15 protein-coding genes are annotated in these 16,797 nt (G+C 63.3%); 12 read left to right on the plus strand and 3 right to left on the minus strand.

Annotated elements, in window-relative coordinates; genetic code table 11:
* Nucleotides 1-45: 45 nt before the first annotated feature.
* The 8 genes from napF to JY500_RS18920 all read left to right on the plus strand — a co-directional run bounded on the left by napF (nt 46) and on the right by JY500_RS18920 (nt 7,187).
* Nucleotides 46-549, plus strand: a complete 504-nt coding sequence (gene napF, locus JY500_RS22455) for a ferredoxin-type protein NapF (protein ID WP_206254166.1) — start codon at nt 46-48, stop codon at nt 547-549.
* Nucleotides 546-866, plus strand: a complete 321-nt coding sequence (locus tag JY500_RS18890) for a chaperone NapD (RefSeq protein ID WP_206254167.1) — start codon at nt 546-548, stop codon at nt 864-866. Before napF ends, JY500_RS18890 begins: the two co-directional genes overlap by 4 nt.
* Before the next feature lie 40 nt (nt 867-906).
* Nucleotides 907-3,456: a nitrate reductase catalytic subunit NapA gene (gene napA / locus JY500_RS18895; RefSeq protein WP_206254168.1), complete on the plus strand. Its 2,550-nt coding sequence runs from the start codon at nt 907-909 to the stop codon at nt 3,454-3,456.
* Between the two features lie 129 nt (nt 3,457-3,585).
* On the plus strand, nt 3,586-4,401 hold the full coding sequence (napG, locus tag JY500_RS18900; RefSeq protein ID WP_206256546.1) for a ferredoxin-type protein NapG: 816 nt from the start codon (nt 3,586-3,588) through the stop codon (nt 4,399-4,401).
* Nucleotides 4,398-5,279, plus strand: coding sequence for a quinol dehydrogenase ferredoxin subunit NapH (napH, locus tag JY500_RS18905; protein WP_206254169.1), 882 nt, complete (start codon nt 4,398-4,400; stop codon nt 5,277-5,279). Before napG ends, napH begins: the two co-directional genes overlap by 4 nt.
* Nucleotides 5,276-5,731, plus strand: a complete 456-nt coding sequence (locus JY500_RS18910; protein ID WP_172203394.1) for a nitrate reductase cytochrome c-type subunit — start codon at nt 5,276-5,278, stop codon at nt 5,729-5,731. Before napH ends, JY500_RS18910 begins: the two co-directional genes overlap by 4 nt.
* 70 nt (nt 5,732-5,801) lie before the next feature.
* Nucleotides 5,802-6,425, plus strand: a complete 624-nt coding sequence (locus tag JY500_RS18915) for a NapC/NirT family cytochrome c (protein WP_425493210.1) — start codon at nt 5,802-5,804, stop codon at nt 6,423-6,425.
* A gap of 216 nt (nt 6,426-6,641) precedes the next feature.
* Nucleotides 6,642-7,187, plus strand: coding sequence for a hypothetical protein (locus tag JY500_RS18920; RefSeq protein WP_206254171.1), 546 nt, complete (start codon nt 6,642-6,644; stop codon nt 7,185-7,187).
* A 53-nt stretch (nt 7,188-7,240) separates the two neighbouring features.
* Here the strand turns inward: JY500_RS18920 and JY500_RS18925 are convergent, their stop codons facing one another.
* From JY500_RS18925 to JY500_RS18935, 3 genes are all read right to left on the minus strand, one after another.
* Entirely contained in the window at nt 7,241-7,849 is a 609-nt protein-coding gene (locus tag JY500_RS18925; RefSeq protein ID WP_206254172.1) for a hypothetical protein, read from the minus strand.
* A gap of 71 nt (nt 7,850-7,920) precedes the next feature.
* Nucleotides 7,921-8,133 carry a hypothetical protein gene (locus tag JY500_RS18930; RefSeq protein ID WP_206254173.1) on the minus strand — a complete coding sequence of 71 codons (213 nt, stop codon included), beginning with the start codon at nt 8,131-8,133 and terminating at the stop codon, nt 7,921-7,923.
* A gap of 20 nt (nt 8,134-8,153) precedes the next feature.
* Entirely contained in the window at nt 8,154-11,324 is a 3,171-nt protein-coding gene (locus tag JY500_RS18935) for an AfsR/SARP family transcriptional regulator (RefSeq protein WP_206254174.1), read from the minus strand.
* A gap of 314 nt (nt 11,325-11,638) precedes the next feature.
* Here JY500_RS18935 and JY500_RS18940 point away from each other — a divergent pair, with 314 nt between their 5' ends.
* The 4 genes from JY500_RS18940 (at nt 11,639) to tfpB (ending at nt 16,632) form a co-directional block, all read left to right on the plus strand.
* Entirely contained in the window at nt 11,639-13,825 is a 2,187-nt protein-coding gene (locus tag JY500_RS18940; protein ID WP_206254175.1) for a hypothetical protein, read from the plus strand.
* 65 nt (nt 13,826-13,890) lie between these two features.
* Complete coding sequence (locus JY500_RS18945) at nt 13,891-14,169, plus strand: hypothetical protein (protein WP_206254176.1); 279 nt, start codon at nt 13,891-13,893, stop codon at nt 14,167-14,169.
* A 119-nt stretch (nt 14,170-14,288) separates the two neighbouring features.
* Nucleotides 14,289-14,603 (plus strand): hypothetical protein, encoded by a 315-nt coding sequence (locus tag JY500_RS18950; protein ID WP_206254177.1) that lies wholly within the window; start codon nt 14,289-14,291, stop codon nt 14,601-14,603.
* Nucleotides 14,604-14,820: 217 nt separating this feature from the next.
* The gene (gene tfpB / locus JY500_RS18955) at nt 14,821-16,632 is read left to right on the plus strand and encodes a type IV pilus assembly ATPase TfpB (protein WP_206254178.1); all 1,812 of its coding nucleotides are present in this window, start codon (nt 14,821-14,823) and stop codon (nt 16,630-16,632) included.
* Nucleotides 16,633-16,797: the final 165 nt, after the last annotated feature.

A 16,797-nucleotide genomic window follows, 5' to 3' on the forward strand; every position in this document is an offset into this window, starting at 1 on the left:
CACAACGGAAATACGCGCGCCCAATCCGGCGCACAAGGGTGGTGCATGGATCCAACACGACGTCGATTCCTCGGGGGCGCGCGCCCCACCGCCACACAACGCTACCTGCCGCCGTGGGCCGGCGACGCGCAAGGCTTCCTGCACCGCTGCACACGTTGCGGCGATTGCGTGAGCGCGTGCCCGATCGGCTTGCTTGCGTTGGACGCGGAAGGCTATCCGTCGCCGCAGTTCGACCAGGCGGCGTGCAGCCTTTGCGGCGAATGTGTCGTGGCCTGTTTGCCGCGCGCGCTCGATCGCAGCGAGGGGCGCGCGGCGTTTGCGCATGTAGCGCAAGTTGGCCCGGGGTGTCTTGCGCTGCAAGGGGTGGAGTGTCGGGTATGCGGCGGAGCATGTGAGGTGACGGCGATTACGTTCCGACCCCAGCTCCGTGCAGTTGCCCAGCCGGCCATCGATGCCTCGCTCTGTACCGGCTGCGGCGCGTGTGTTGGGGTGTGTCCAAGTCATGCGGTGGCCTTGCGGGCACCGTCCGAATCAGTCGCGGGGGAATGAACAGCATGCGAATCGTCGGGTTGGTGATACGCGCAAAGCCGGAGCATCTGGATTCCGTCAGCACAGCGCTGACGGCCTTGCCGGGCGTTGAGATCCACGGGCGGGACGACGATGCCGGCAAGCTCGTCGTCACAGTTGAAGATGTCCCCGGCGCAGCAACGACCGAGACCCTTACGCAAGTGCAACTGGTGGAACATCTCGTGTGCCTCACGCTCGCCTACGAATACTCCGACCACGAACCGGAAGGCGCAGCCACGACGGCAGCCCCGGCCGCTACCCAACCCGATACATGCGAGGCCGCAGCCCACGCGGGCTGAGGCTTCACAAGAACAAGACGAATACCTTTCCGGAGGCAGCATGTCACTGAACAGACGCGATTTCATTAAGGCCAACGCCGCTGCAGCGGCCGCTGCATCCGCAGGCGTAAGCCTCGCGGCCCCGAAGGCTGCGCCGGCTGCGGCCGAGCCGGTCGACAACACGCTGCGCTGGGACAAGGCGCCCTGCCGTTTCTGCGGCACCGGCTGCTCGGTGCTGGTCGGCGTACAAGGCGGGCGCGTCGTGGCAACGCAAGGCGACCCGGACGCGGAAGTGAACCGCGGGCTCAACTGCATCAAGGGCTACTTCCTGTCGAAGATCATGTACGGCGCCGACCGCCTGACGACGCCGCTGCTGCGCAAGAAGAACGGCGTGTACGACAAGAATGGTGACTTCGTGCCCGTGTCGTGGGACGAAGCCTTCGACATCATGGCAAGCAAGTGGAAGGCTGCCATCAAGGAAAAGGGCCCCACATCGATCGCGATGTTCGGCTCGGGCCAGTGGACGATCTTCGAAGGCTACGCGGCATCGAAGCTGATGAAGGCCGGTTTCCGCTCCAACAACCTCGACCCCAACGCGCGCCATTGCATGGCCAGCGCGGTGACCGGCTTCATGCGCACCTTTGGCATGGACGAGCCGATGGGCTGCTACGACGACATCGAGAACGCCGATGCCTTCGTGCTATGGGGCTCGAACATGGCGGAGATGCACCCAATCCTGTGGACCCGCATCACCGATCGCCGCCTCTCGCACCCGAACTGCCAGGTGCATGTGCTGTCGACCTTCGAGCACCGCAGCTTCGAACTCTCGGACAACGGCATGATCTTCACGCCGCAGACCGATCTGGCGATTCTCAACTACATCTGCAACCACATCATCCAGTCGGGAAAGGTCAACAAGGCCTTCGTGCAGAAGAACGTGAACTTCAAGCGCGGCGAGACCGATATCGGTTACGGCCTGCGCCCCAATCACGCGCTTGAGAAGGACGCCAAGTTCAACGGCTACCCGGGTGCCGACGGCAAGCCGAAGAACAACCCGAACGACGCGACGCCGATCACCTACGACGAGTTCGCGAAGTTCGTCTCGGAATACACGCTGGAAAAGGTCAGCAAGCTCTCGGGCGTGCCGGCCGAGCGGCTCAAGAAGCTCGCCGAGCTGTACGCCGATCCGAAGACGAAGATCGTGTCGTTCTGGACCATGGGCTTCAACCAGCACACACGCGGCACGTGGGTCAACAACATGATCTACAACGTGCATCTGCTGGTCGGCAAGATCTCGGAGCCGGGCAACGGCCCGTTCTCGCTGACCGGCCAGCCCTCGGCCTGCGGTACCGCGCGGGAAGTCGGCACCTTCGCGCATCGCCTGCCGGCGGACATGCTGGTGACCAACCCGGACCACCGTAAGCACGCGGAAGAGATCTGGCAACTGCCGGAAGGCACGATCCCGGACAAGATCGGCCTGCACGCCGTGGCGCAGAGCCGTGCGCTGAAAGACAGCAAGATCAAGTGCTACTGGACCAGCACGACCAACAACATGCAGGCCGGGCCGAACATCAATGGTGAGATCTACCCCGGCTGGCGGAATCCGGAAGCCTTCGTCGTCGTGTCCGACGCCTACCCTACGGTGTCTGCGCTGTCGGCCGACCTGATCCTGCCCGCGGCGATGTGGACCGAGAAGGAAGGCGCCTTCGGTAACGCGGAACGCCGCACCCAGTTCTGGCGCCAGCAGGTGCAGGCGCCGGGTGAAGCACGCTCCGACCTGTGGCAATACGTCGAGTTTTCGAAGCGCTTCAAGGTCGAAGAAGTGTGGCCGGCCGAGCTGATCGCGAAGAAGCCGGAGTACAAGGGCAAGACCTTGTACGACGTGCTGTACGCGAACAAGGTGGTCAACAAGTTCCCGGTCAGCGAGCTGGAGAAGGTCAACGGCCACGCGATCAAGGGTTACACCAACAACGAGGCCAAGGCATTCGGCTTCTACCTGCAGAAGGGTCTGTTCGAGGAGTACGCACAGTTCGGCCGCGGCCACGGTCACGACCTTGCGCCCTTCGACGCGTATCACAAAGCACGCGGCCTGCGCTGGCCGGTGGTGGACGGCAAAGAGACCTTGTGGCGCTACCGCGAGGGTTACGACCCGTATGTGAAGAAGGGTGAGGGCATCAAGTTCTACGGCCAGAAGGACGGCAAGGCGGTGGTCTTCGCGCTGCCGTACCAGGATCCGCCCGAGAAGCCGGACGCCGAGTTCGACATGTGGCTGTGTACCGGCCGCGTGCTGGAGCACTGGCACACCGGCACGATGACGCGCCGCGTCGCCGAACTGCACAAGGCGGTGCCCGAGGCCACGATCTTCATGCACCCGGACGACGCGAAGAAGCGCGGCCTGCAACGCGGCATGCGCTGTAAGGTCATCTCGCGCCGCGGCGATATCGTCGCGTTGCTGGAAACCCGCGGCCGCAACAAGCCGCCGATGGGGCTGATCTTCATTCCGTTCTTCGACGAGGGGCGGCTGGTCAACAAGCTCACGCTGGACGCCACCTGCCCGATCTCCAAGCAGACGGACTTCAAGAAGTGCGCCGTGAAGGTGGTGAAAGCCTGAGCCCAAGTGAACCGATGAAGCGCGTTGCACGCCATTGATCCCGTAAGCGCCCGCCGCACACCAGCGCGGCGGCGCCGCACGGATCTACGCCAGCAAGGCGCCCATCACCCACTCGACCGATCGCCCGCCATCGTGAGCCCAAGCGCACGCACCGCCTTCGACCGCCGCCGCTTCCTGCAGACCGCTGCCGGTGCGGCCGGTGGCGCTTGCGTGCTCGGTCTGGGCCTCGGGCTCTACGCGCGGCAAGCCCGCGCATTGCCCGCCACCGCACTGCGCCCGCCCGGCGCGCTGACGGAGGCTGATTTCCTTGCAAGCTGCGTGCGTTGCGGCCTGTGTGTGCGCGACTGCCCCTTCGACACCCTGAAGCTCGCCACGCCGGGCGACACCGTCGCGAGTGGCACGCCGTATTTCGAGGCGCGCAAGGTGCCGTGCGAGATGTGCGACAACATCCCGTGCGTAAAGGCCTGCCCCACCGGCGCGCTCGACCACGGGCTGAGCGATATCAGCAAGGCGCAGATGGGTCTGGCGGTGCTGATTGACCAGGAGCACTGTCTCAATTTCCTCGGCCTGCGCTGTGACGTGTGCTACCGCGTGTGCCCGGCCATCGACAAGGCGATCACGCTGGAGACGCGGCACAACCCGCGCAGCGACCGCCACGCAATGCTTCTTCCGACCGTGCATTCGGATGCCTGCACCGGCTGCGGCAAGTGCGAAAAATCCTGCGTATTGCCCGAAGCTGCCATCAAGGTGCTGCCGCGCAAGCTGGCGCAGGGCGCACCGGCTGCGCACTACCGCAAAGGCTGGGAAGAACGCGAAAAGGCTGGCCATTCGCTGATCGGCGAACAACTCAAATTGCCCGTGCGCGGTCGTGACGACGCAGTGCCGCAAGGCGCCGGCGCAGAGGCCCCAGCAGCGCAGTCCCTGCCCGCCGGGTGGTCGCCATGAATAAAGTGATCGCCCAACAATCCGTTGTCCGCCGGCTCGGCGCTGAAGCGATCGCCGACAAAGGCTGGTGGCTCGCGCACAAGTGGTTGCTGCTGCGCCGTGGCTCGCAACTCGGCTTGCTCGCGCTGTTTCTGCTCGGGCCGCTGGCGGGCGTCTGGATCGTCAAGGGCAACCTCGCGTCCAGCCTCACGCTGGGCGTGCTGCCACTCACCGATCCGCTGATCCTTGCGCAGTCCGCTGCGGCCGGTCATCTGCCCTATCGCAGCGCGCTGATCGGTGCGGCGATCGTGCTCGCCTTCTACCTCGCCGTTGGTGGCCGCCTGTATTGCAGCTGGGTCTGCCCGGTCAACCTCGTTACCGATGCGGCTGCGGCGCTGCGCCGCCGGCTCGGGCTCAAGGGCGGACGCGTGCCACCCGAGGCGACACGCCGCTGGCTGCTGGCGGTCGTGCTCGTCGTCTCGGCGCTGACCGGCACGATCGCGTGGGAATGGGTCAATCCGGTCACGATGCTGCACCGCGCGCTGGTGTTCGGCGGCGGACTCGCCTGGGGCATCGTCGCAGCGGTGTTTATGTACGACCTGTTGGTCGCGCCGCGCGGCTGGTGCGGCCATCTTTGCCCGGTCGGCGCCTTCTATGCGCTGCTGGGGCGCACGGCCATCGTGCGCGTAAGCGCCAACAAGCGCCACGCCTGTGACGACTGCATGGACTGCTTCACAGTCTGCCCCGAACCTCAAGTGATCCGGCCGGCGCTCAAAGGCGAAGGCCAAACCCATCCACTCATCCTGGCGCCTGCCTGCACCAGCTGCGGCCGCTGCATCGACATCTGCAGCAAGGACGTTTTCGCGATGACGACCCGATTCAACAGGAGCGAATCATGACAATCAGAAAAGTAGCCTCTCTTTGCCTCGCGCTGGCCGCCACGCTCGCCTTCGCCCTGCCGATCCAGGCCGCCGATACACCGGTCGCCGTAAAGAGCCTGCGCGGCACCGACGTGATCGGCCCGTCGCTCGAACCCGATGTGCCCAAGGTGCCGAACGATCGCGGCGCACTGCCGCGCGACTTCGTGCAGCAACCGCCGCTGATCCCGCACGATATCCGCGGCTACCAGATCACGAAGAACTTCAACAAGTGCCTCGACTGTCACGCATGGAATCGCGCCCAGGAAACCGGCGCGACGAAGATCTCCGTCACCCACTTCCGCGATCGCGATGGCCACGAGCTCGCCGGCGTATCGACGCGGCGCTATTTCTGCGTGCAGTGCCATGTGGCGCAGACCGACGCGAAGCCGCTGGTGGCCAATACCTTCCAGAAGTCGACCGGTCTGCAGTAAGCCCACCCACACCACAGGAGGACGCATGAGCGAACAACAACAAAGCGTGCCGCGTCGCGTCTGGACCCGCATGCGCGCTGCCGGGCTGGGCCTCGTCGCGATGGTTTTCGTAGCCGGCATCGTGTTCTGGGGCGGTTTCAACACCGCAATGGAATGGACCAACCGCGAGCAGTTCTGCATTTCGTGCCACGAGATGCAGGAGAACGTCTTTCAGGAATACCGCAACACGATCCACTACCAGAACCGCACCGGTGTTCGCGCCACCTGCCCCGACTGCCATGTGCCGAAGGAATGGGTGCCTAAGATCATCCGCAAGATCCAGGCCTCCAACGAAGTGCTGCACAAGATCCTCGGCTCGATCGACACGCCGGAAAAGTTCAACGCCAAGCGGCTGACGCTCGCCCAGCACGAGTGGGCGCGGATGAAGAAGAACGACTCGCAGGAATGCCGCAACTGCCACAACTTCGCCTACATGGACTACGCCGAACAAGGCCGCCGCTCCTCGCGCATGCACCAGGATGCCTTCACCAAGGGCATGACCTGCATCGACTGCCACAAAGGCATCGCGCACACGCTGCCTCCGGTTGAACAGGCAATCGGCGCCGACAAGAACGGCGCACCGCCCGAGGTGTTCCACCCGCCGGTAGCTGGCAAGGCGCAGGCCGAATCGAGCGCAGTACAGAGCCAGCCCTGAACGAAGCTGCGATCTGATCACGGGGGCCGCCTTGCGCGGCCCTTTTTCATTCATCGCTGCAACACGGACGCCGCCAACACCACAGCCCGCATCGGCACACCGCCGTCCGACAAATCTCGCGATCCGTGGGCTATCCGTGGGTCATCCCGGTCCATCTTGGAATCAGGCACCCGGCCATCCTGGCCGCGGCGCCTGAATGCCGACCGGGAGATCATCATGAAAACGCACTCTGAAATCGCGCCCAGCGCGCCCATCGTTCCATCTCTGCTGTACGCCGCCGCACTGCTACTCGTGGCGGCGCTGCTGCCCACTGCCGGCAATGCAGCATCCGTTTGCGAAGGCTACCGCCCCGGCGCAGCGGCCAGCACCGCCCAGCCCGGCACCATCGACGCCTGGCTGGCGGCCGCGGACACCGCACAGCTTCGCAGCTACGTGCGCAAACTCGTCGGTTCGAAGGACGAGGCCGCCCAGCGCGAATATGCCGAACTGGTTGCCGTGACCGAAACCTTCCGGCCGGGCTACGCCGCCAGCGCCGCCGAACAGGCGCACTACGTTGCCGTCGCGGCGCCGGCGCCCACTTCGATCCAGTTCGCCAGCACGGATCCGGCAATCCTGATCGAAACCGCCCCAACCGCCGCCGGCCCCGCCTACGCCACACCGGGCATCGTCACCACCTCGGATGAAGCGCAGGCTTACAACGGCGAGCGCGCGACCCGCTGGAGCCTGTACCAGCGGATGCAAAGGGCGACGTGTGCAATGTAACTCGCAATACCTGTGCCCAAAAGTTGTGCGGGGTGGTCGATCCCACCCCGCGCTTATACGAGCAACATCTCATATTCCGGCCAAACCTTGAATCCCTGCCAGTAACAGAACCCTTTTGGTTGAACATCAACGAACCAGAGGCGCCGTTCGTCGTCAATGAACCAATTGAATGCGTGCTCGTACACTTCTTTGAGCCTATCCTCTTTTGCCCACACCCAACCGAAACAATACGAAGGCCGTCTCAGTCCATCCTTATAAGCTGCTCGAACGAACACGGACTTGGCGACAAAAGCCACATCATCACAGTCCACCGGTCGCAAGAGGGCACCAATCGGCCCCGGCGGATACACAATTGAGAAATCCACCCATGTCGAAACGAATGTTGCCGCAACTTTCAGAATTCTTAGATACTCATGAAGAGGGGGGGCGAAATAGATCGGATCCAAGGTCTTTAGCCTTTTCCCCCGGGTCACTTGATCACCACTTAAATCGCCTATAATCCGCCCCACCTCCCTTGCCTCAAGAAAAATGCCCGGCGACGCCACTGAGGAGCCTTGACTTGGCCCTGGCGGGAATGATTTGTGGCTTACGTTCGGATAGTCGACGAACTGGGCGCCACTCGGAACAATGAAACCGTCGCGGACATCCCAAGATTGCCCCATTGCTCACTCCGCCAAGTTGGAATCAAGGATCGAACCACAAATGACAATAGCTGGCCGCCACAAAATAGAACTCACGTCTTGATGATCGGCGGCCCTCCTGGACCTTCGTCGCCATCTTCCAACTCTCCCCGTAGTCCATCAACGTAGTTCTTTGCCTCCGTGAACCACACAGCCTCATCTTGCGAGAACAAGATCTGCCTGGATGTGTTCATGCCCTCCAATACGTTAAGCGCGAGTATCAGGCCTTTTACAGCATCGGCACTCTGCGGAGGATGAAAGTCCATTTAACTATCTCCTTCGTTAATTACACAGAAACTCCAATTCCGCCAATGATTTTTGCATACACCATTAGCGTTGCGGGTGACGGTCCGCAGTCATAATTCACTCTCAGCATTTGGCAACATCGCCGATATGCAGCCAACGAACTCGACACGAAACCATTTTCTGAATAGCAGACCATAAGGGCCCTGTAAAGATCTTCGTTGAGCGGGTCACGAACAAGCGCGTGTTCGATCATGGCGACAGCGCTCGAACACGAACCGGCCTTCGCCATTCGAGGCGCGAGTTGCTCAATAACGCGAACCCACGCAGTCCTGATGCTCTCACGCATGCTTGAAACATCGTTCAAATGGGTCTCCCCGGGCAGGATGAGTTGTTCACCCAACCGGACGATTTCGTCTTCGTCGTCCACGCATGTCGTCGAAACGCCACGCACCAGTTCAGCCCGCATTTCAACAAGCCGGCTCAATACCCAGCGGGCGTCAACGAATACCAACTCTCGGTTGAGCGAAACTTTTCCGTCCTCGACTATCACTGCTGAGGGCTCTCCGAACAGTTCGCGGAGGCGGCGGACCGCAGACTCCAGACTCTTCCGCCACCCTTCCTCCCCGCTCCACAGTGCTAAACCCAAAACGTTCGATTCGACGTGTTCTTCACGACGCACGGCAAGTACTTTGAGCAGATCAAGCACGCGTTTTTGCTGTTTTCCGGAATGTCTAATGGTGTCGTCCCTCACGCGTATCTCCAGCCCACCCATCAGACGAATACGAATGGGCCACGGCCAGTTGGGGCCTGCACTATCAGTCGGTTTCACGCCATACTCGTAAATCACAGACTTGACGAAGTCTGGCTCTATCCCGGCGGCAAGCGCATCGGCACAGAGCCTAGACCGTAAATACGGGAGGCCGTCAAAGAAATTTCTCGTGTTCGAGGTTCGACACGCATTTAGTGCAGCGGCGAGCGCCGCACGCCGCACGTCTGACGGCATTGAGGTATCAAGCGCATCCGCAAAGCACCGATAGGCGTTCCAAGAACCGAATGCGCTTCCGTCCAAACCACGCTGACACTCATCTGCTAACGATCGGGCACGGTCGAATTCTGAAGCCGCCACATGGGCGTAGTACGACTCGATCCGGAAAAAGAAAATTCGCGTATCCGACACGCCAAGGTCCCGCGCACTTTGCGTCGCGGCTTCGGACGCAACTGCTGCATCCCCCCACTGCCTCAAACGCAATTTGCACTGCGCTTCAAGCTTCAGGACCCAAGCCGTCATGCGACTTGGTCGCGCCATTGCCAACTGCCTCACCTCAGCAAGAACTTCTGCCGCCTCTCTGACACAGTCCTTCTCCAGCGCCTCCTTCGCCTTTAGGTAGGAGCAAGTCAAGCGCGCTTCAGCGCCAGGTCGCGTCGCGGCCAGTATCTGCATCTCAGCGAATGCGGACTCGAACAGATGGCGTTCGCCGCAATCACGCCAAACAAAAGCTTCCATAGTTAGGAATTCAAACCTGAGGGCAAGCGGTGCTGTGCAATACGCTGCCGTTGCTTTAATTGCGGCGACGCGGCCAATTAAATTCGCGTTCTCGGTGCAGTATCCCAACCGATACAAGAGCCAACCAGTTGCGAGCGAAACAAATGCAATCGGCGGAGCTTCCGTTCCCAGACGAGAGAAATCCCGCTCAAACTGTGTCGCAATCGACTCAGGCGGCCACGGAAGATCGGCTGCGTATTCCTGATTCAGGGAGAGGAGCAACGCGGCACCTACCCAGACACCATCGTTATGAGACAGATCCACGCTCGGCGCATTCACGCTTCGAACCAACACGCCGAACCATTGGCTCCATTTGTGCAGCGGAGCCATACCAAGCTGGAAGCCAATTACGGCGGCCGCACCACACAAAGCGCACGCAAGCATGTCGTTGGCGCGTTCGAAACTGTCGAATGCCTGTTGCAACCAACGCTGCGAGAGCTCGTCATTAACTGTTGCAGCGGCAAACCCAGCGCGCAGCAACAGCCACGGCCTCTCCGCCAACACCTCGGGCGGCAGTCGATCGGTGAAATCCACCAACTGCTCGAAGTCGTCCCGCCCAAGCATCTGCTCCGCAACTTCGTTCAGGATGTCGGCATGAGCTTCGACCGATTCGTACTCGGCGGAATAGTGCAGCGCATCCGACAGGGCATTGAGTTCGCACAGAGCCAATACGACGCGATGGATTTCGTCTGCAGACCGGGATGCGCCTGGAGTCAGCGCCGCACGCATCAATGCATGAAGGACGTATACAGGCTCCTGGTCTGGTAGGCGCTGCGCGAAGTACTGGCGCTCCGCCTGCGCGATTACGGTACGCCATACCGCTTCCGGCAATCCGAGCTTGTAGACGAGCTGAGCGCTGATCCACGGCAAGTGAGCGACAGCTTGTAAGTGCTCGCGCTGATCCGGAGGAATCGTCTCCAGTACCGCAGCGACGAAGACGTCGCCAACCGTTGCCTCAAGGTTGGCGTCGCGCCCCAATTCGAGCAAGGCTGCGGCCACCCGAACGCCGGCAGCCCAGCCATTGGTGACACGCACAATCCTGGCACAGCGTCCTGCCTCAGTCCCGAGCCACGCAAGCAGGCCACGGACTTCGGCCTCATCGAAGGCCAGCAATCGCGGGTCGAGAATAGCGAAATTGCTTCGTGTCAACACGGCCAGCCAGCTTGCGTCGGGCGGCTCGCGGGAGATCAACACGATCCGCAACTGAGTCAATAAACCGCTGACCAGGCTCACCAGCATGGCTGACGATGCGTTCGGTTCGAGTGCGACATCATCAAGGACGAGCACGACGTTCCGGCCAGACAGCGGCCGCCAGGCATTTGCCCAAGAAACGGCGAACTCCGCTTCGGCACCGATCCACTCAGCCCCAAACGTGGGCAACACGATGTTGGCATCCGGCGCCAGACGAGCCAGACGCTGCGCCAGACCGCCGCACAGCAGAGACGGTGCGAGGTCAGTCTCCGACATGCGATACCAGGCAACGGACTCCGCACGCGGCGCCAGTGTCTGAGCCACCGCAGAGCTTTTTCCCGCCCCCGGCGGGCCGTACACCCAGACCGCATCACGATCGAGAAGCCCTTCGAGCTGCTGCTGCACACGCGGCCGACCTACGAGGCCCGCGACAGGCGGCACACTCAGTTCTTTTGCCGTGATGCTCGGAGCGGTCATCTCTTCCCCTGTTTGCAAGCACCAACAACTGAACCTGCGCGGCACGCCTCTGACGGCGAGAGCCCATCTGTTTGCGGATATCAAGACACTCGCGCCCACCGAAGGACTCGGGCAAGAACACCCGTGATCCATTCTTCGGCACGATCAAATTAGGTTTAGGCGACAAACGCCGCGTGTGCCAACCCGGCGACATGCCGATTCCGTGGGTCATCTGTGGGTTCCCTCCTCCCAGACTGAATCACAGGCCAACGAACACGCCGCACCCGCTGCAGGGTCTGGCGCTGCCTGTGATTGCATCCACCGGGAGAATCACCATGAAGACCTACTGCAAATCGTTTGCGGCGGCGAGTGCCGTCGGTGTGCTGCTTGCTGCCTGTGGCGGCGGTAGCGACAGCCCTTCCACCGATCAATCCGGACCGGTGACGCCACCGCCCACCTCGACGTGCTCCTTCTGCGCGGCCGATACCGTGGCCGGTGTCGCGGCCGGTGGCGAAGCGCTGGCGCAGGGCAGCGTGATCCTGCACGACGCGACGGGCGCCGAACGCCGGGCCGCCGTCGCGGCGGATGGGCGCTTCACGATCAATGTTGCGGGGCTGACTGCGCCATTCATGCTGCAGGCGACGGGTCTGCTGGGCGGCGTGCCAGTTCAGCTGCATGGCCTGGCGCTGACCGAGGATGTGGGCAAGAACACGGTGAACCTCACGCCGCTGACCGAGGTGCTGAGCGCCAATGCCTTGTGCGCAGACCCGGCAGCAGCCTTCGGCGACTTCGCCAGCCATGCAGGCAGCGTGACCAGCGCCGCCCTGAAGAGCGCTGACGATGCGCTGCGCGGCAGCCTGGCGCAGGTCGCCGCTGTTTTCGGCGTCGGCGCCAAGAGCCTGCGAGCCGACGAGTTCGCAGTCGGTGACAAGGGGCTCGATGCGATGCTCGATGCGCTGCGCGTGTCGATGGAGTTCTCCGACGCGGGCACGCCGCAGCACGTCGTCACGGCGCTGGGCACCGGCAATGCGATCACCGTGGAGCGGTGCGGTGCTGCACCGGGCCCGCTCGCGTATGACGGCAAGGCAGCGCAGGATCTGGCCGCCAGCCGTGCAGCCCTGGCCGAGATCGACGGCGCGCTGCAACAGTTTGCCGCAGCGTTCGCTACTGCCTTGCCGACAGCTGAAACATTGCGGCCGATGTTCGTCGCCACCAACTTCCGCCACAACGGCCAGACGCTGGACGAGTGGTTCAACAGGGTGCTACTCGACGCCGCAGACCCCGACCCCGATACGCCGACCCGCGTCGGCATGCAGATCGGCGCGGCGCGCATCGCGGATGTACTGGGCCCGGACGATCTGCTGGTGACAGCCGAGATGCGCTTCACCAGCCCGCATCCGCCGACCACCTTCCGCCAGCGCCTGCGCAAGGTCGACGGGCATTGGCTGATGATGGGCAACCGGCGCTTCGCGCAGTCGAGCGTCACGCTGCGCGCAAGACTGACCTCGACAGCACTGACGGAGGCGGTCGTAGCGGCGCTGCCCGATGTGACGAGTTTCGTGCCGGAGTGGGATCCAGCCCACACTTACTACGAACAAGCGGTGACCGGCCGGGCTGAGAAGCGCTGGCTGGGCGCCGTCGGGGTAGACTTCTTCGGGTTGGTCGGCTGGATGGGGCAGGAATTCGACGACCCGGCCACCCCCGACAACGAGCGCGAAATCGGCCGTGATTACACCGCCTTCATCGGCACGCCCAGCAACCGCGTAATCCGTTACTTGCAGTTCTACGTTGGCGAACGCGGCAGTCTGCACGATGCGGTGCGTACCGTCGTAACCGGCCCGGGGCTGCCTGCTGCCGGCCTTACGCTGATCCGCCACACAGCCGATGTGCCGCGGGGCTTCTGGGTCCTGCAGGGCGATCAGTGGGACTGGAACACCTTTTCCACCGACCGCTGCGCGCAAGTCGCGCGCCCCGCCAAGGCGATACCCGAGGACGCACGCCCGGTAATCCCCGACTGCGCGCTCGACTGGAGCAAAGTGCATCGCGGCAGCCTCTACACCTTCGAGTATTTCGATGCTGCAGGGGCCTCACTCGGCACTGACAGTCGCCAACTTCAGATCGACCCGTCGCTCGCCGTACTCCAGGCCAATCGCGAGGCACTCTTCCCGCGCGTGCAGACGAACGCTGCGAGCGAGTTCTCGATCAAGAACATTCGCGACGACCGCAGCACATCGCTGTTCCACAACGGCGCGACGCTGCCGCTGTCATGGATAGCGCCAAGCGACCCGCTGATCAAGGTGGCGCGGATCTCGATGAACCGGGAGATCAAACACCCATCGGGCGAGCTGAAAACGCAAAGTGAGTACATCCCCTTGTACGGCCTGGCGGCAACGCAGCACAGCTTCATGCTCGGCACCTCGCCCGCGGGCTACCTGAGCAACTGGGCCTACACCACGCTCGAAGCCCAGGACGCCTTCGGCAACGTGTTCGACCACGAACTCAGCCCGTACAACCCGCGCTGAAGCAATCGCCGCTGGCAGCCTCAAGCTGTCAGCGGCCCTGCAATGAACGTCCCGAGGAGGCCGCCATGCAACAGTTTCCCTTCAAGCGGCGCGGCCCCCGCGCCGACGTGCCCTGCTGGGTGTTGAAGCCAGGCAAGGCTGACAGTGCGTTGAACGGTGCGCTGGTCGTCGCGTTCGGTGGCGCCCTGCTCGCCTTTGTCGCCGAACTCCTACCAGACCCGGCCGACCCCGCGCAACTCGCCAACCAAACGATCGCGTCCGCCCCCAGTGCGGCCGGGCTGCCCGCAACACAGTCAGCCCCCGTACTGGCGGCTGCGCAATCGGACGCCACGCATTTGCACTAGTACCGGGGTTTCCCGGCCCGCGGCGCACACGCCCGCCCGTTGTCCCGCGCCGCGGGAATGCAGCAGGACGACGGGCACTTCGAGCGGCTTTTCATGCCGCCGCAACAAAGGAGCAAATCATGTTCAAGAGAACCCTGGTTGTCGCTAGCGGACTACTGGCAGCGAGCACGTCCAGCGCGCTCCGCGCTGATGACTTCGTCCCAGCCGCGACACAAGACACGGCGGCGATCGCTCTGGTGGCGAGTGCAGACGTTGCTGCGTCACTGCGCGCGGAGTCAGATCAAACGAGCGCTGCCAACCCCGGCGTGTCCGCGAGACGCCTCAACGCCGCCGCAGCGCAAGGACCCGATGCGCTGCGGCGCTTCATCTACATGACCCAAGCGATCTACGCCCACGACATGCAGCGCCATCTCGCATCGGACGATGCGCCGTGACGTCCCCTGGTCGGGCATCGAGACGATCCTTGCCCGACCACATCCCGCACGCTCGCGCCCACGGGCCAGCGAACGCACCCGCGACGGGCCGCTCGGGCACTCCAACGCTACGAGCATGCCGTGTGCAAATCATCTCGACGCATTGAGACACCTTACAGGTGGCCAACATCAGGCAGACTAGGCAGTCGTCCACGTCCGCACCTGATCGTCCCTGCTCATGGCCAACGTCTCCCCAGCAAAGAACCAAACCCCCGCCAATGCGATGAAGGATGAGCGGCTCACGCTCAAACGCGTGCTGAGCATGCTCAAAGCAGACGGCCACGTCGGCGCAGAGGATGCGGAGCTGCTGCTGGCGGAGCGCGGGGGGCGGCATACGCCACAGCATCCGCTGGTGGTGGTGGCGGAGATGAACTGGAAGTCGCGCTTGCCGCCGCACAAGCTGCTCGATCTGGAATCGCTGACCGAGTGGCTCGCCGGGGCGCTGGGCATCGCCTACATGCACATCGATCCGCTCAAGATCGACTTCTCGGCGATCACCAGCGTGATGTCGAATGCCTACGCGACGCGGCGGCGGGTGCTGCCGGTGGCGGTGACGGCGCGCGAAGTGGTGATCGCGACGGCAGAGCCGTTCCAGCGCGAGTGGGAGAAGGAGCTGCAGCCGATCCTGCGCAAGGAGATCCGCTGTGTGCTCGCCAACCCGCTGGATATCGAGCGCTATCAGGTGGAGTTCTACAACCTCGCACGCTCGGTCAAGAACGCCACCACGACGGGCGGCGCGGCGGGCATCGCGAACCTTGAGCAGTTGGTCGAGCTCGGCCGCACGAACCGCCAGTTCGATGCGAACGAGCAGCACATCGTGCACATCGTCGACTGGCTTTGGCAGTACGCCTTCGAGCAGCGCGCATCGGACATCCATATCGAGCCGCGGCGCGAGGTGGGTCTCGTCCGCTTTCGCATCGACGGCGTGCTGCATCAGGTCTACCAGCTTCCGATGTCGGTGCTCAGCGCGATGACGAGTCGCATCAAGCTGCTCGGCCGCATGGACGTGATCGAGAAACGCAGGCCGCAGGATGGCCGTGTGAAAACGCGAACGCCGCAGGGCAGCGAGATCGAGTTGCGCCTCTCGACACTGCCGACGGCGTTCGGCGAGAAACTCGTGATGCGGATCTTCGACCCCGAAGTGCTGGTGCGCAACTTCTCGGAACTGGGTTTCGGCGACGAAGACCAGGCGCGCTGGAATGCGATGGTGCGCCAGCCCAACGGCATCATCCTGGTCACCGGCCCAACCGGCTCGGGCAAGACCACCACGCTGTATTCGACGCTGAAACACCTCGCCACGCCGGAGGTGAACGTCTGCACGATCGAAGACCCGATCGAGATGGTCGAGCCCGCGTTCAACCAGATGCAGGTGCAGCCGTCGATTGACCTGGGCTTTGCCGACGGCGTACGCGCTTTGCTGCGGCAGGACCCGGACATCATCATGATCGGTGAGATCCGCGACCTGGAGACCGCCGAGATGGCGATCCAGGCCGCGCTGACCGGCCACCTTGTGCTCTCGACACTGCACACCAACGATGCGCCCGCTGCGATCACCCGCATGCTCGACCTGGGCGTACCACCCTACCTGCTGAGCGCGACCCTCCTCGGTGTGATGGCGCAACGACTCGCCCGCACGCTGTGCCCGCACTGCAAGCAGCCGGCGCCGCCTCAGGAAGACGAGGGCGCGTTGTGGGATGCGCTCGTCGCGCCCTTCCGCGCCAACCGGCCAGCGCAGATCTACCGCCCTGTCGGCTGCCTCGAGTGCCGCATGACGGGCTATTCGGGCCGCATCGGCTTGTACGAGATCCTGCTGATGAACCCGTCGCTGCGCGCGCTGATCACACGCGAGGCCGACATCGCCGCGCTGCGCACGCAGGCCTACCGCGACGGCATGAAACCGCTGCGCGTTTCGGGTGCGGCCAAAGTGGCCAGCGGCACGACAACGCTGGACGAAGTGCTCAAGGTGGTGCCGCCGGCATCCGACGGCTGAGAATTCGCATCACGTAACGTATCGCCGAGCGGCTGCGATACACACCGTGACAATGCGGCCGCTGCGCCCCGCTGGGCGACCTACATTGAGGTCAGGGCGCAGGGCTTCCCTCCCATGCGCCTCTCTCGCCAGGAACCTTCTTCCGGCGCGAAACAGCCTGCTGAG

This window comes from Niveibacterium microcysteis, assembly GCF_017161445.1.
In the GTDB taxonomy this organism is placed as follows: domain Bacteria; phylum Pseudomonadota; class Gammaproteobacteria; order Burkholderiales; family Rhodocyclaceae; genus Niveibacterium; species Niveibacterium microcysteis.